The sequence below is a fragment of the Robbsia andropogonis genome, assembly GCF_000970345.1.
GTDB lineage: Bacteria > Pseudomonadota > Gammaproteobacteria > Burkholderiales > Burkholderiaceae > Robbsia > Robbsia andropogonis.
The window spans coordinates 287,329-302,339 of the sequence record NZ_LAQU01000002.1; the positions used below are offsets into that span (position 1 = coordinate 287,329).

Genomic DNA, 15,011 nt, shown 5'->3' on the forward strand with positions numbered 1-15,011 from the left:
GGCGTTACGTTGTTGTCATAATGTATCAAAAAAGGTTGCGGCACGCGCCCGGACAGCGTTGAAATTCTCATCGATCAGCAAGCGTCCGGTATCGAAAACCGTGACCAATGCATCGACCCACACGCCGCCGCCGATGTCTCGCTGGACATCCGCCGCCAACGGCAGTGTCACCGTCCGATACGCGCCGCTTTGTGCATGGCGCAGCAGCGTCAGTCGGCCCGCCTTCGAGCGCTTGCCCGCATCGGTCGACGGATCCTTGCTGACGCCCTGCCATTCCGGTGCCCCACCTTCTCGCGCGATCCGCACCGCGGAACACTTCATTGCAAAACGTTGCGTGTCGCGGTTGACTTGCTGCAATAAGGCGCCGCCCATGCCGAAGACGATATTGTCGATGGCGTAGCCCGCGGCGTCGAGATCCGCGAGAATGGCATCAATCGATTGCGCATTGATTCCGTCACCCTGCAACAGGCGCACGTGATGCAACACGCGATAGCCTTTGCTGTTGACGCTCGTCCCAAACGACGCTTCCAGGGCGCGAAGCGCCTGCAGCACGATCGTTCTCGGATCGCCCGAATCCGGACGCACCACCAGTGTCGCGCCGGAATCGATGACCGCCTGCTTGAGTTCGCCGCCCCATAGCGCCAGCGCCGCGAACAGATCATACGAATCCGAGACGACAGATACGATCGCACCCGGACGCCCGAAACGAGACAACATGTGACGGTATGCATCAGCCTCACGGTCCCGTCCCCATGCGGTAATCGTGCTGTGCTCGGCAGCCGGTACGGAATAGGCCGCCATACCCGCGTGATAGAAGCCATTTGCCGCCAGCACGCCGAGGACGGTATCCGATCCCATGAAGCTGACCAGGTGCGCGGCGCCGCCTATCGCCGCGGACTCGGCGCTGCTGACGCCCCGTGCGCCAAAATCGTGCAGCTTGAACGGCAACTGCGCAGGATCGTCGCTGGTTTTTTCGAGATAGTGGGCGATGCGTTGCCGGATGTGCCAGCTTTGCGTCGCTACCGTAATCGGATACCAGATGCGCAGCAGCATCGTTTCCAGATAGGAGGCCAGCCAGAAGACGGCCGGGTCATCGCATTCGACAGTCATCAACACATTGTGCGTCGGCACGACGCTGCCCTCCGGCACCGCGCGAATGCGTACCGGCAGATAGCCACCGTACCGGTCCAGGATATGACGCCAGCCATCGACGTGAAACGGTTCACCATGTGCCGCGAAAAACGTCTGCGCCTGCTCGATCATCGAGGCCGTGATCGGCCGGCACAGATACTCCTTCAGCAGCATCTGCAGGCCGAAGAAGAGCGTTCGGTCGAAACGCCCACCGCGCGACTCGACATACGAAAACATCGCGTCGATACCGGGCGGATATTGCAAATAATGCGAGGCCTTGTAGGAATCTGTATTCAGGATCGGATTCGACAGATAATCCGCGAACACCAGGTCGGCGGACGCGGGAGGCCGCGAGTCCGTCGTTGGATCGCTTCGCGCGTCCGTGGCTGGCGCATGCGTCGCCGCATCGGTCGAGGACAGGTAGACATGATCGCGGATATCAAAATTTTCTTTGTCGTGCATCGTAGTCATCGGGTGCGCACTTGCCGTTCTCGGGTCCTGGAACTCCGTATGGTATGCGAAGTCATGGGATCGCTGCCTCGGCTGTAGCGCATGCGCTATTGCGCGGCGCTGCATCCGTGACCACTGCATGGCAGAATACCTGCTTCTTTGCTGCACGGAGGCAGCGATGTCGGCGATAAACGCGAAAAGAGTGGGCGTCACCGGGGAGCACCGAGATGGACGCCACCGTAGAGCGCGGCACCGTACCTGCAGCATGCGTGTGGCATGGTGTGCGGTGGGAATCGCCGGGCTTGCCGCAATAGGCTGGAGCGGCGTGCCAGGCGCAATCGCGGCTACCTGGTCCAGTACCGACGCCACGACGACCGAGGCCATTACCAATGCACCGCCGCAGCGGGACACCCCCAGCGCCACGCATCGCGCCCGGTCCGGCAATACCAAGACTCGCACGCTGTCCACGCAAGGAAAGTCGCGGCGCGCCGAGGCTGGCACGGTGACGGAGACGCACACGGTCGTCACCACCACGCTGCCAGGTACCGGCCGGAGCGCCAACACCGTGACAATCGGGTCGCCGCAAGTGATGTTGCAGCCTACGGGAAGTCCGGGCGGAGGCATGAATGCGGCGCCCTGCGTGCCGCTCCATTTCGCGATCGGATCTCCACCGCAGGGACAATCGTCACAGGTCGACAGCTGGTATTGCCCACAAGGGCAATCCGGCAATCACGTTGCGCCACGCTGACGCCCGTGCCGATCGATTTCAAGCTTGACGGCATCAACTCCGCAAAATGCCATCGCGCATCGCGGGACTCGGCGACTGTGGGAACAGTGCGGTATTGACGCGACGTGGGTCGAGGCGGAATGTCTCGGCGGCGGCCGAGGCGATCAGACTGTCCAATGCCAGCGTCGCACGCAAGTCGCGACCTTCATTGAGCGCCTGCGGCGACAAGCCCGGCCAGTCGGCCAGTATCCGCCCTCCCTTCACCGCGCCGCCCAGGATCATCGCCGCAGACCCCGTCCCGTGATCGGTGCCGTTGGTACCGTTGACGGCCGCGGTGCGGCCAAACTCGGTGGCCACCACCACGGTCGTATACGCCCACTGCGCGCCCATTCCTTCCTTCAACGCCGCCAGCATCGTATCGAGCGATTTCAAGGTATTCGCCAACCTGGGGTTTTGCGCCGTATGCGTGTCCCAACCGTTGGTCTCGATCATCGCGATCCGTGGTCCGTCCGGACGCACCAGGAATCCGGCTGCCATCTTGCCGATTGCCGCGGGATCCTGCTTCGTACCGATCGACCCCGCAAGGTGACGCGTCTGCATGGCCGAATCCCACAGCGGATGCAGTTGCGCGTCCTCGGCATAAAGCCGGGATACCCGCAACAGCAGATCGTCCTGTGCCTGGCCTAACGAAGACGGCGCATACGACGTGACATCAGCACGGCCGCGCAATGCGAGCGGCACCGTTGGTGCAAACGCGATGGCGTCATCACGATGTACGGACGCCTGATGCCCGCCCGTGGGCGGGAGCAACGCCACCAATCGGTTCAACCAGCCATCCCTGATCTGATAAGGCCGCAAGCCTCCCGTTTCCAAAACGTTCTGACCGTCGAAATGCGAGCGATCCCGATAGGGCGATGCCACCGCGTGGATCATCAACGCCTCGCCCTGGCCGTACATCACGGCGGTCTGCACCAAGGACGGGTGCAAGCCAAACGTGCCGTCCAGCTTGTGCAACGTGCCGGGATCGAGCGCCAGTTCGCCGCGTAGTCGCGCATAGGCAGGGTCGGCATAGGGTACCACGGTGTTCAAGCCGTCCGCGGCGCCCCGTTGAATGACGAAGACGAAGCGCTGCGGTGTATCCACGGCGGCAAAGGCGATGCGTGCACCGCCGAACATTGTGCCGGGGAAAGCCGTCCAAGCTGCCAGCGCACCGGCGCGGCGCAAGAAATCACGACGTTTCATCGTCATTACCTCCGTAAAAAATCAGGCGATACCATCAGTAACGCGAGTGCCTCGGAGGCGCTCTCGGCACGTGCAATTTCGTTGGCGGTTGCCGGTGAAAGACTGCCTGCAAGCCACACGGGCCCGACGGTACGCGCGTCGACGCGGTCGCCGACCCGGGACGCCAGTCGCTGCGCGAACTCCACGCGCCGAACCAGGGCATCGGGCGCGGCCCAACTCGCGGCGATGTCGTCATAGCCCGCCGGTGATCCTGGTTGCCATATCGGCTGGCCGAGCTGACGCAACAGCGGCGCGGTCTTGTTCGCTTCGGCAGTTTGCCAACCCAGGCCCCGCGTTGCCGACACCGTCCACTCCCACGGCGTCTTGAACTTCGCATTGACGGGGTGCCACGCTTCCTTCGCATCGATCAATGCCCGGTAAACGGTGGGCAGATGGCCATCGCTCTTTTGGAACGCTTCGGCGAGACGCGCCACCAGCGCCGGCGGCGGGTCGTCAGCCACGAAATGCACAGCCAGTTTGCGAGCGATATGTTGCGCGGTAGCCGGCGATGTCGCGAAATCGTGCAGCATCGTCAGCCCCTGCTGCACGCCGCGCGGTCCGGGCAAATCGGAATAGGTCCGCCCCATTACCGTTCGCTCCCCTGGCTCGTGCGCCTGCGGCCGAAAGACGAATACCCCTGGCGGCAACGGCGTGGGAGCCTGCGCCGCCTGGAGCCCCGTCACGCTCCATCCGGTCAGCGCCTTTGCGAACTCCGTGACATCCTGCTGCGTATAACCACTGCGAACGCCTAGCGTATGCAGCTCCATCGTTTCCCGTGCGAGATTCTCGTTCAAGCCAGGGCGACGGGAGGCATTACGCGCCTCGGCACGCTCCGCCGCCACGCTGTCCGGACCGATCGATTGCGCCTGATCGAGGAAATACTGCATCGCCGGATGCTGTTCCACCGCCACAACCATGTCCTCGAACTGTCCGAGTACATGCGGCCGAATCGCTTCCGCCTCGAAGGCGCCGGCCATCAGCGTAACCGGCTGCTTGTCAATAGAGACGGCGAAATGGTTCGACCAGAAATACACCAGCCGCTCGACAAACGGCGTCGGCGTCGTCAGCGCCCCGGTGAGGCGTGCGTCCACGGCGGACCGATAGGTATCGCGGATCGCTTCGTTGTATAACCTGCGCTGCGCGGCAAGCGGAGTCTCGTTCGGGTCTGCCTTGCCAGCCTGCGCATCCGGCGTGACCGGCGCATTCCGATTCGCTTGGCCGCGCTGTCGCATCGATGGCGTCGGTGTTGATGCAACCGACGGTGGCGTCCTCCCGCCTGCCTGCGCGACGTCAGACGGATTGCCGCCCTGCTCGCGGGCAAGCCGCCGCAGCGTTGCTTGCCCCTCGCCCAGACGCGCGGCCAATGTCTGGGTGCCGGGCTGTTGCTGCCAGACAGCTGGAATCGTCTGCGCGACGGGTACGTCAAGCTGCGCATGCAGCCAGGCGGCCGGATCGGCCGGGGCCGCCTCGTCAGGCCGCGCACCCAGGCCAAAACGATTCAGTGCGATGGCAGCCGGCGTTGCGCGGACCGCCGTGGGCGGTTGCCACGCACGCATGGCGGATGGAGAATGCCTTTCTTGCTGTGTCATGGCTTACCTCGTGCTCGCACCGGACTCCGGCGCGACCGGCCGCAATGGTCCATGCCGCTGCATGGCATCAACCATCTGCAGCCGTTCGGGTGGCGTCAACGTCGCGGCGAACGTTGCAACCGTCGTTTCGATGCGGGCGCGTAGCGCGATGTCCGCATTACGCGTACGCGCCAGTGCATCGCGCAGGGCATCCTGATCGAGATTGGGCGCGGACAGCAGTCCCGCTATCTGCAGACGGCCGTCACGTGCTGCCAATGCCAACGCACGGGTCTCCGGATCGCGACGCGTCGCTTTCAATGCCGCCGCGAATGCCGCCTGGCGCGCGGCGGGCAACTGATCTGCCGCATAGCGCAGGCCCCGCTGCTGCAACGCATCCAGCCGCGTCTGCTGCGCATGCCAGCGATACAACCCGCCGCCAGCCGCACCCAGCAAGAACACATTCAACACGATCGACGCCACGAGCCAGCGGCGTGACGCGGTGACAGCGCCTTTGATGACGGTCGATGAAGGCGCCCGTCCGGCCCTCCCGCGGACGCTGTCGGACGCCTCGGCGCCGTTCCACTCTTTCATTGCTCACTCCAGTCGGTCACGGAGCCTCCGAAAACCGTCCCGCGATACAGCGGTTCGGCGGCGTTTTGCATCCCGAGCCCATCGGGGGTCGTCAACGTCGCGGCATTGGCGGGAAACCAGATCGACGTCAGCATCGCGCCACTCGCCACCCCGGCAACCCCGACGAAAGCGACCAGACCGGCCATCACCGCAACGCGGGCGCGGCGCCATCCCTCGGCCAGCGTCCAATGCCGCAATGGCCCGGACGCGAACGTCGCCAGCACGTCTTGTACTTCCTGGGCGGTAATCGCAGGTACGGTGTCACGCGCCAGGAGCGCATCCAACGCCGACGCCGATGCCAATGCGCTGCGTGCGCCATCGGCATCCGATCCGGTTCCGTCCAGCAGGCGCTGTGCGGCACCCCGTTCGGCGGCCGGCCAGCGCGACGCGCAGCCGCCGTAAGCATCGGTCAGCGCCTCGAACCGCGCCAGCGACATGGGCGCGAGGGGAAAGCGGTCATCTTCCATGCCGGACCGCGCGTTCGAATTCGTCATGATCTTGTTGCCTCCCGATGTCTGAGCCCGATTGCTCCGGTCCCGTTCTCTTCGACTTCACAGACACCCCCGGCGCTTTCGGTTCGTCCAGCGTAGCCCGCAGTGTTCGGCGTGCACGAGCCAGCAGACTTTCCAGCGCTTCAACCGAAATACCCATGATCCGCGCCGCTTCCACATTGCCGCACTCCTGGTAATACTGCAGCACCAAGGCCTCGCGTTGCCGCGTCGGCAAGGCTTGTATCGCGGTACGAATGCGGGCCCGCTCGGCCTTCGCCGCGAGGACGTCCTCCGGGCGCGGTGCCGGATCGTCAGCATCGCGCCCTTGCAGCATCCCGTCGTCAGCGGCAAACCCATCTCGATGATCATCGAAACCGGGCTGTGCGCCGTAGACGGCCGGAGCCGGGTGATCGCTTCGGCGCAGGCGTCGCAGTCGGTCGTAACAGAGATTCAGCATGACACGATGCAGCCAGGTATCGAAGCGCGCAACGCCGGGCTGCCACTTGCCCGCCTCACGCCAGACACGCAGGAAAACCTCCTGCGCAACATCGTTCGCTTCATCGCGGTCGCCAAGCAGCCGGGTCGCGAGCGATAACAGCCGAGGCAGCTTCTTGGCGACGAGTTCACGAGCAGCGGGAGCCTCACGGCGTCCCACGCGTTGGATCAAGTCCCAATCCGGGTCGGCATCCGGTTCCGGGGCTGTCATGCGCGGCCTTCTCCCCCTGGTGCGCACGCGAGCGTACGCCGGCGTGTCCACATGCGTCGTTTATCTTCACATCACCGCGATGGCGGCGATACGCGCTTATCTTATTAAACGCCGGGGCAACGCCAATCCGTCGCGCTTTCTATTAATATTTTTTCGCGACGTTGTCGGCAAAGGGCGGCCGTGCTCTCAGCCGCCCTGGGGTCATTGAACGCCGTCAGATGCGGAAGCGGTTGGCGCTGGACTGCAAGACCCGCGACTGGTCTGCCAGCGACAAGGCTGCCGCCGCGGTTTGTTCGACCAACGCAGCATTCTGTTGCGTCGACTCGTCCATTTGATTGACCGCCTGGTTGACCTGCTGAATGCCATCGGTCTGCTCGCGCGACGCCAGGCTGACGCTGTCGATGATGTGATGCACACGCGAAATGGAGGCGACGATCTCGGCCATCGTCTTGCCGGCCGTCTGCACCAGACCGGCGCCCGCTTCCACGCGGCCGTTGGCCGCATCGATCAGCGACTTGATTTCCTTCGCCGCATTCGCGGAACGTTGTGCCAATGTGCGTACCTCACTGGCAACCACGGCAAAACCCCGCCCCTGCTCGCCGGCCCGCGCCGCCTCGACCGCCGCATTCAGCGCCAGGATATTCGTCTGGAACGCAATCGACTCGATGACACTCGTGATCGATGCCATCTGTTGGGACTGTGCGCTGATCGCCGTCATCGTCTCGACGACCTGATCCATCACGCCCCCGCCATTGCGAGCGATGGCGCTGGCTTGTTGCGCCACGTCGCTGGCCTCGGTCGCATTCGCATGGTTTTGCTTTACCGTTGCGGTCAGTTCTTCCATGCTTGCGGCCGTCTGCTCCAACGCGGCTGCCTGGGACTCGGTACGCCGTGACAGATCGGCGTTGCCTGAAGCAATTTGCTGCGTCGCCGTTGCCATTGCCTCACTGCTGGAGAGCATCGCTTGCAGCGTCTGTCGCAATCCGTCACGCATCTCGGCCAGACCGCGCATCATCTCGCCCATCTCATCACCGCGACGCGTGTCGATCGGCGTGCTCAGATCGCCACCGGCAATCCGGCGGCACGCTTGCAGGGCTTGCCCCAGCGGCACGCTGATCGCGCGCTGCACCCCGATGCCACACGCGATGGCGATTACCACGGCCACCGCCAGTAACCCGATCGAACCCAGGCTCACCCAATGCAACAGATACTGGAAGGCGTTGTAGTCCTGCTCCCCTTGCTGAAGCAGGACATCATTCAGTTTGGTCAACGACTTGGTCAATGCCAGCGCCAGGTTCGGCGTGGTGTTCATCGTGATATTCTGCGCGCTTGCGGTATCGCCTGAGGCGATGCCATCCAAGGACGGCTCGATGCCCTCCGAGAGCAGCTTCAGAAAGTCGGCATTGACGGCGTCGGCAAGCCGCTGTTCCTCCTCCGATTTCGGCAAGGCCTGATAGCGGGCGTAGGCATTCTTTGACGTCGTCAGGTAGGCGCGTGCTTTTGTCACGAGTGCGCGGTTTTCATCCGAGCCCGATGCAAGGGGCCGTAACAACCCCCGATCGATCGTGACGCGCGTAATCGCCAAATTATATTTGAAGTCACCCAGCGCAATCGCGGCCGCCGTCTGCACGGAGTACGTCTGCTTCAATGCCGTGCTACCTGACCGTGTGGCGAACTGGCCTGTGCCGGCCACGGCGAACAGTAGCACCAACAGGCAGCCAAAAGCCGCGAAAACACGGGACTTGATCGAGAGTTGCTGCAACATACGTGTTTACCCATAGGCGAGCCGACGCGCCCTATGCGCATCCGGTACGCACGTAAACGGCTGAATGAATAAAGACTTCAGTAAATTTACAATTCACGTTGGCTGATCAACGTATAAGAACAATTTGCCGGACAAATGATGCATAACGGTCTTTTTTACCTGATACCGGCGCGTAAAAAAGCTTGTATGAATTGCCGCTGGAAAATCAAGAAGCCAAGGGTCAGCGGCGCGATCGTCAATAGCGTCCCGGCGCTGATAACCGAGATGTCAACGCCATTCTCAGGCGCGCCGAACAGGGACAAGCCGACGGTAACCGGGCGCGTTGCCGCCGAATTGGTCACGACCAAGGGCCAGAGGAAACTGTTCCAGTGTGATGATACGGATACCAATGCATAGGCGAGATAAGTCGGTCTGACGGCTGGCACATAGACACGCCACATCACGCCGAACCAGGAACACCCTTCTATACGCGCGGCCTCATCGAGTTCGCGCGGCACCTGTCGAAACGCCTGCCGAAGCAGAAAGATGCCGAAAGCGCTTGCCATATAGGGCAAGCTTGTTCCCAGGTAGGAATCAAACAAGCCCAGCCGGGACACCATCCGATAATTCTCCAGGATCAAGACCTCGGGCAAGACAAAAAGCTGAACCAGCACCAGACCAAACAGAATGTCTTTGAAAGGCAGATCCAATCGTGCGAAAGCAAAGCCCGCAAACGTGCAGATCACCAATTGCCCGCAGAGAATCGTCGTGCTTAAAACGACGGTATTGAAAAAAAAGCGCGGCCACGGCGCCGCATGCCACGCCGTAATGACATTGGACCACGTCAACGGAGCACGCCAATCAAACGTGAGGGTTGCTTGCGCGGTATGAAATGCAGCCCACATGGCGAACAACAACGGTGCGATCCACACCACCGCGAGCACCCATGCACCTAAGGTGTCAAGAAACGTGGCAAACGCCATCCGCCAGGGGCGCGGCGGCGCGGGGTGGTTGTCCTGCGCGTCTGCGCGATAGGTTTGATCCGATTGCGTAATGCCCATTACCTCTCCAAGCGACGCGGCATGTGCGGTTGCAGCGCGGGTCGGATTGATCGACACCGGGGGCAATGGATTGGATGTCGGATGCGCGCCGTCAATCGATATCATTGATAGTGCGTCCGGCGTTCGGCGACGATGAATTGCACGATACCTACCACGGCCAATGCCCCAAGTACCAGCACTGTAATCGCGGCGGCCGTCGACTCATCGAAATAAGCAAACGCGTTTTCCCATATCCAATAAAGCAGGAGCTTCGATGCGTTGTCCGGCCCGCCTTTGGTCAAGATGAACAAATGGTCAATCAAACTGATGGACTGAATGGTCGCATTGACCATGACGAACAGCGTGGTGGGCATCAATAGCGGCAAGGCGACCCGGCACGTGTAATACCACCGCCCCGCGCCCTCTATCACGGCAGCTTCCTTCAACTCCGGCGGAATACTCTGCAATGCGGCGAGGTAAAACAACATGAAAAAACCCGCTTCCTTCCACACGGTGACAGCCGTTACCGCCCACAGTGCCGTGCCGGGTTCTCCCAACCAATTAATCGACGGCGCGCCGAACCATGCGCCGATGCGATCGAACAACCCGAGGTCAGGCGTATAAAAGTAGAGCCACAAATTGGCCGCGGCGATCATGGGCAACAAAGTCGGGGTGAAATAGGCCAACCGCACGAATGCCCGCCCCGGCAACGCGGCGTTGGCCCAGAGCGCCATGCCCAATGCGATACCGGTGGAAGCCGGAATGGTGACCGCGGCATAGATCACGTTATTTCGCAGTACCTGATGAAACGTCGGGTCATCGAATAACGTGCGATAGTTTCCAAGTCCGACGAAGTGCGCCGGCCTGGCAGGTATGCCGACACGAAAGACACTGTCCCAGACCGTGGAAAGCGTTGGATAAAACGCAAACAACGTCAGGAGGATCAAGGCAGGCGATACAAAATAAGTCCGACCCATCTTGATTCACGCCATGCGCGCATGCGCATGACGGAGGAAGCGGCAGCGTGAACGGACATCACCCGGTTTCTCGAAATATACGTGGCGTGTGGGACGGACGCGCAAGGCGGAGCAACGGTGCGATGCGGCACCAGTGCGACGACTTACCCTCCTTGACCCGCAAGAGGATGTGGCGGATGCGACTGGCGTGCCGCACGTCAGCGATAGCGCGCAAGAATACGGTCCGCGGTCGCCTGCGCCTTGTCTAGGGCCTGTTGCGGCGTGGTGGTGCCGGTGATCGCCGATTGCAGCGCATTGTTCAACGCTTCGCGAACACGGGCCGAGTCGTGGGTCGACAACTCTGGAACCGCCACTTTCAATTGATCGCGGGCGACCATCGCCTGCGGAAACGTGGCGCCGTATTCACGCAACGCTTGCGTCTGGTAGGCCGGCTCTGCGGTACCGACGTAGCCGGTCGCAATCGACCACCGCGCGGCTTGTTCGGGCGCCGTCATCCAGCGGATAAATGTCAGGGCCGCCTTCTGCTGATCCGCGTTTGCCCCCTTGAACAAATAGAAATTGCCACCGCCCGTCGGCGAGCCGGCACGCTTGTTCGCAGGCAACATCGCCACGCCGAAGTCAAACGTTGCATCATGTTTCACAGCCGTCAAATTACCGGTGGTGTGCCACATCATCGCCGTCTTGCCCTGCACAAAAGCCTGACGCAACGTGCTCCAATCGATGATTCCCTGCGGGCTGACCTTGGCGTCCTTGGCCAGCGACACCCAATACGCAAGGGCCTGCACCGCAGCGGGGCTATTGAACTTGACGTGCGTACCGTCTTCGCTCATCAGCGTCACACCGTTTTCGATGGCCAATGCCTGGAACATCCAATAGGGAAAACCGCCCGACGGGATCATCAGGCCGTAATGGTCTGCATTGGTCAGTTTTTTCGCATCGACCAGCATCTCGTCCCATGTCTTTGGCGGTTTGTCGGGATCGAGGCCCGCCGCCTTGAACATCGCTTTGTTGTAGTACATGACGATGGTCGAGCGTTGGAAGGGTACGCCCCAGACATGATTCGCGACGTTGCTATTTGCCAGTAATGCCGGATAAAACGTCTTGAGCCAGGCACCGTCGTCGCCCGCGGCCTGATCGAACGGCACAATCAGATCGTGGTCGATCAGGTCCCATGTGTCCAGCGCACCCAGGACGGCGAGTTGTCCGGATGACCCATCGCGGCTATGTGATGCGGAAACCGCACGCACCCGTGTCTGATCATAGTCACCGGCGTAGATGGCCTGAACCGCAATATCGGGATGTTGCTGCTGGAATCTGGCAATCAGCCCGTCCATGATCTTGGTTAACGGCCCCCCTACAGAGATGGGGTAATACATCGTCAACTTGGTTTCCGCATGCGCGGCTGCCCCCCATCCCATCGCCGCGATGCCCCACGCCAATGATAGAGCGGCGCGTCGGATGCGGCGACCGGTGGTTTCACGGCGCCTTGCGTGATGCGCTTTCATCGAAGTGACTTCCATCGGCGAACGCGGGTTAGCCGTCACGCCCTCGCCGTCACGGGACGCATGGCGTAGGACAGGCGGCAGAGCGGCCAGCAAGCGTGTGATCATGTTTTAAACCATGGTGGACAAAAACGGCGCGACGCGTACGGACGCATGGTTGGATGTTTGATCGTCATCCGACGCGACATCGAAGGGTTCCGACAGACTCAGTGGCGACATGCTAGGGCGGGGCACGCTTAGATCCATGCGCGATTGGTCAAACACCTCAAGGCGCTTTCCTGTATCGGCGTCAAATACATGACATGCGTTCTGGCGCCAGTCCAGGCCGACCACATCGCCAATCATCGGCATCGCCTGTAGCGCCCGCACGGCTGCACGAACGACCACGGGATGCCCGTCGCGTGTCTTCAAATAGATATAGGATTCGGCGCCCTGGAACTCGATGCCGGAAACCGTGGCGTTCAGCACGCGCTCGTTCGGCCGAGTGATATCGATGTGCTCGGGCCGGATGCCCACCTGAACACGCACGCCCTGCGATTGTCTCGGATCGATGCGTGCGTCCAGCCAGGGGCGTTGCGCGGAAGGCAGCCCCGCCTCAGGCAGGAGCACCATTGGGGGACTGCCAATAAAACCGGCGACAAATGCACTGGCGGGATAGTGGTACAGCGCGGTGGCCGAACCATACTGCTCCACGCGTCCCGCCTGCATCAGCACGATGCGGTCCGCCATTCCCATGGCTTCGCTCTGGTCGTGGGTGACATACAAGACAGTCATTCCCAGGCGTTGCTGCAGCTCACGAATCTCCATGCGGACCGCGTGCCGTAATTTGGCATCCAGGTTCGACAGTGGCTCGTCCATCAAGCAAAGGGGGTGATCCGCAACAATCGCGCGCGCCAAGGCGACGCGTTGCCGCTGCCCGCCGGATAATGCCGCCGGCTTGCGCTTCTCATAGCCGGTCAGCCCCGTGGCATTGAGCGCTGCCGCTACCCGGGCACGTCTTTCCTCACGGGGGACGCGCCGGACGCGTAATCCGAACGCCACGTTTTCCTCGACACTCAAGTGCGGAAACAGCGCGTATGACTGAAAGACCATCGACAACTGGCGCTCTGACGGACCGACGCCGTCCATGTCGCGTCCGTCGATCAAGATGTCGCCGGAATCCGGCTGATCAAGACCGGCAATCAGACGAAGCAAGGTGGATTTGCCGCAACCGGACGGCCCCAGCAGGGCAATGAACTGACCGCTGACCACATCGAGATCAATGCCACGCAGGACTGGATGCGGCGCATTACCCTGCTTCGCCGGCCAAGTCTTATGGATGCCGCGAAGGGAAAGCGCATAGTTCAGTTGCACAAAAAACTCCGCCTCGATTCTTCTAAACGCAATAATCCGCCCGTATATGATCGACGACCGCGCTATCGACGCCATCACGGCAAGGTTCGTAAACACGTGTTAAAGCGATTCATACTTACAGACCGCCGCCAATTGACTTATCGAATCGTTTCTTGCGTCGCGACGGGAACTTGCAGCGATAACAACCATGCGCATCACAATAACGCCCGACAATGACATTCGAGTGACGGTCGTGCGATGCAAGAATGAATTTAAGGCAATCGCCGCAGGCCTTAGCAGTTCGGGTGAAAGCGCGTATATCCGATCCGGCGTAGTTCGAAAACGAGTTCAGGCGTAACAAACTACATCGGTTAGTACGTGCCTTTCATTTCCTTTCAATTGACGGGAATTACCGAGAGCGCCGGTAAAAAGTACTGCTCATCGTAGCGAAGAATTCAAATTGCCAGATGCTGGATGAACGGCTAGTGTTTCGTTAATCCAGCTCCTGGTGCTTTTTTATTGAGCAAACTTAGCAGGTGGCTTACCTGCCACCGACCATGACCAAATCGTTAAATCGTCGGCAATGAAAAGAATCACTTTCGCCGTATATTCACGCACATGCCTATTCTTTAATTATGATGCAATACCCTGATCAAATTGGATAGCGGATCGTCCGGGCCCATGTCTCCGGATACCAGCACACTTACGAGAACGCACGGAAGATTCAGCCATCACCCTCGCATCATCGATCAATCGCTTCAAGACCGCATGCACCGTTGTCGTAAGTGTCGATTATGACTCTGTTTTTATAGAAGACACGTTTGCCTTTGTTGCTTCTAAAAAGCTTTGCTTTTCACTTTGCAATATCGCAGTTACATTTCGTCAAAAATCCAAGGTATTACGTCATTATTGCCGATGTCCGATTTTATTAAAATCATGCATTTCTGTAAATTAAAATTACCGTACAATAACGTTTTTGTATTGCTTAGGCAAATTTCTCGACGCTTTTAGGCTGGATTAAGAGACTGGCGCGACTACATTACGTTACACACTGCGCTGCTCATTCATGTATCCTTCATTGAACCAAACGATTATTTTTATTGATCCATGAATAGTATAGATCTCGCAAAACTGCTTGAGCAGCGTGAAGAGCTTGACCAGCAAATCGACCGCGTGCGTAAAGATGCGAAGTTAACCGCAATCATGGAAGTCAAGAAATTGATTGGATTGTATAACCTGACATTACAGGACCTTGGACTGACTAAGCGGAACGGCGAAACGGCGACCAAAGGTCGCGGCGCCCCACGCGGTCCGGTTGCACCCCGCTTTCGCGATCCTGAAAGCGGGGCGACCTGGTCCGGACGCGGGAAAGCGCCCCGTTGGATTGCTGGTAAAGACCGCAATGCGTTCCTGATCTGAGATATCGCGTTTG

The 15,011-nt window shown here is 60.5% G+C and carries 13 protein-coding genes; 2 read left to right on the forward strand and 11 right to left on the reverse strand.

All coding sequences use genetic code 11. The annotated features are described in order from the left end of the window. Positions 1-15: 15 nt before the first annotated feature. Positions 16-1,593: a nicotinate phosphoribosyltransferase gene (locus WM40_RS03220; protein ID WP_082102413.1), complete on the reverse strand. Its 1,578-nt coding sequence runs from the start codon at positions 1,591-1,593 to the stop codon at positions 16-18. Positions 1,594-1,846: 253 nt separating this feature from the next. Between WM40_RS03220 and WM40_RS03225 the strand changes: the two genes are divergently transcribed. After that, entirely contained in the window at positions 1,847-2,329 is a 483-nt protein-coding gene (locus WM40_RS03225; protein WP_024904206.1) for a hypothetical protein, read from the forward strand. A gap of 33 nt (positions 2,330-2,362) precedes the next feature. Here WM40_RS03225 and WM40_RS03230 read toward each other — a convergent pair whose 3' ends face one another. The 10 genes from WM40_RS03230 to WM40_RS03275 form a co-directional block, all read right to left on the reverse strand. Continuing rightward, positions 2,363-3,556: a DUF1501 domain-containing protein gene (locus WM40_RS03230; RefSeq protein WP_024904207.1), complete on the reverse strand. Its 1,194-nt coding sequence runs from the start codon at positions 3,554-3,556 to the stop codon at positions 2,363-2,365. Beyond that, the gene (locus WM40_RS03235) at positions 3,556-5,145 is read right to left on the reverse strand and encodes a DUF1800 domain-containing protein (protein WP_046152113.1); all 1,590 of its coding nucleotides are present in this window, start codon (positions 5,143-5,145) and stop codon (positions 3,556-3,558) included. Before WM40_RS03235 ends, WM40_RS03230 begins: the two co-directional genes overlap by 1 nt. A gap of 36 nt (positions 5,146-5,181) precedes the next feature. Beyond that, positions 5,182-5,748 (reverse strand): periplasmic heavy metal sensor, encoded by a 567-nt coding sequence (locus WM40_RS03240; protein WP_024904209.1) that lies wholly within the window; start codon positions 5,746-5,748, stop codon positions 5,182-5,184. Further along, positions 5,745-6,281 (reverse strand): hypothetical protein, encoded by a 537-nt coding sequence (locus tag WM40_RS03245; RefSeq protein WP_157685690.1) that lies wholly within the window; start codon positions 6,279-6,281, stop codon positions 5,745-5,747. The genes WM40_RS03240 and WM40_RS03245 overlap by 4 nt, the downstream gene beginning before the upstream one ends. Continuing rightward, positions 6,244-6,984: an RNA polymerase sigma factor gene (locus WM40_RS03250; RefSeq protein ID WP_082102404.1), complete on the reverse strand. Its 741-nt coding sequence runs from the start codon at positions 6,982-6,984 to the stop codon at positions 6,244-6,246. Before WM40_RS03250 ends, WM40_RS03245 begins: the two co-directional genes overlap by 38 nt. A 214-nt stretch (positions 6,985-7,198) precedes the next feature. Further along, positions 7,199-8,749 carry a methyl-accepting chemotaxis protein gene (locus WM40_RS03255; protein ID WP_046152114.1) on the reverse strand — a complete coding sequence of 517 codons (1,551 nt, stop codon included), beginning with the start codon at positions 8,747-8,749 and terminating at the stop codon, positions 7,199-7,201. A 155-nt stretch (positions 8,750-8,904) separates the two neighbouring features. Further along, positions 8,905-9,711, reverse strand: coding sequence for a carbohydrate ABC transporter permease (locus tag WM40_RS03260; RefSeq protein ID WP_046152191.1), 807 nt, complete (start codon positions 9,709-9,711; stop codon positions 8,905-8,907). A gap of 179 nt (positions 9,712-9,890) precedes the next feature. Further along, positions 9,891-10,745, reverse strand: coding sequence for a carbohydrate ABC transporter permease (locus WM40_RS03265; RefSeq protein ID WP_046152115.1), 855 nt, complete (start codon positions 10,743-10,745; stop codon positions 9,891-9,893). A gap of 197 nt (positions 10,746-10,942) precedes the next feature. Next, entirely contained in the window at positions 10,943-12,205 is a 1,263-nt protein-coding gene (locus tag WM40_RS03270; protein WP_036010952.1) for an ABC transporter substrate-binding protein, read from the reverse strand. Between the two features lie 153 nt (positions 12,206-12,358). After that, a complete protein-coding gene (locus WM40_RS03275) occupies positions 12,359-13,600 on the reverse strand; it encodes an ABC transporter ATP-binding protein (protein WP_024904216.1) in 1,242 nt (413 codons plus the stop codon). Between the two features lie 1,086 nt (positions 13,601-14,686). Here WM40_RS03275 and WM40_RS03280 point away from each other — a divergent pair. After that, positions 14,687-14,998, forward strand: a complete 312-nt coding sequence (locus WM40_RS03280; protein ID WP_024904217.1) for an H-NS histone family protein — start codon at positions 14,687-14,689, stop codon at positions 14,996-14,998. The last annotated feature ends 13 nt before the right edge of the window (positions 14,999-15,011 follow it).

Excerpts from the sequence above, each read along its gene's own strand:
- WM40_RS03220 (WP_082102413.1), bottom strand. The coding sequence starts at position 1,593 with ATGCACGACAAAGAAAATTTTGATATCCGCGATCATGTCTACCTGTCC.
- WM40_RS03225 (WP_024904206.1), top strand. The coding sequence starts at position 1,847 with ATGCGTGTGGCATGGTGTGCGGTGGGAATCGCCGGGCTTGCCGCAATA.
- WM40_RS03230 (WP_024904207.1), bottom strand. The coding sequence starts at position 3,556 with ATGACGATGAAACGTCGTGATTTCTTGCGCCGCGCCGGTGCGCTGGCA.
- WM40_RS03235 (WP_046152113.1), bottom strand. The coding sequence starts at position 5,145 with ATGCGTGCGTGGCAACCGCCCACGGCGGTCCGCGCAACGCCGGCTGCC.
- WM40_RS03240 (WP_024904209.1), bottom strand. The coding sequence starts at position 5,748 with ATGAAAGAGTGGAACGGCGCCGAGGCGTCCGACAGCGTCCGCGGGAGG.
- WM40_RS03245 (WP_157685690.1), bottom strand. The coding sequence starts at position 6,281 with ATGACGAATTCGAACGCGCGGTCCGGCATGGAAGATGACCGCTTTCCC.
- WM40_RS03250 (WP_082102404.1), bottom strand. The coding sequence starts at position 6,984 with ATGACAGCCCCGGAACCGGATGCCGACCCGGATTGGGACTTGATCCAA.
- WM40_RS03255 (WP_046152114.1), bottom strand. The coding sequence starts at position 8,749 with ATGTTGCAGCAACTCTCGATCAAGTCCCGTGTTTTCGCGGCTTTTGGC.
- WM40_RS03260 (WP_046152191.1), bottom strand. The coding sequence starts at position 9,711 with ATGGCGTTTGCCACGTTTCTTGACACCTTAGGTGCATGGGTGCTCGCG.
- WM40_RS03265 (WP_046152115.1), bottom strand. The coding sequence starts at position 10,745 with ATGGGTCGGACTTATTTTGTATCGCCTGCCTTGATCCTCCTGACGTTG.
- WM40_RS03280 (WP_024904217.1), top strand. The coding sequence starts at position 14,687 with ATGAATAGTATAGATCTCGCAAAACTGCTTGAGCAGCGTGAAGAGCTT.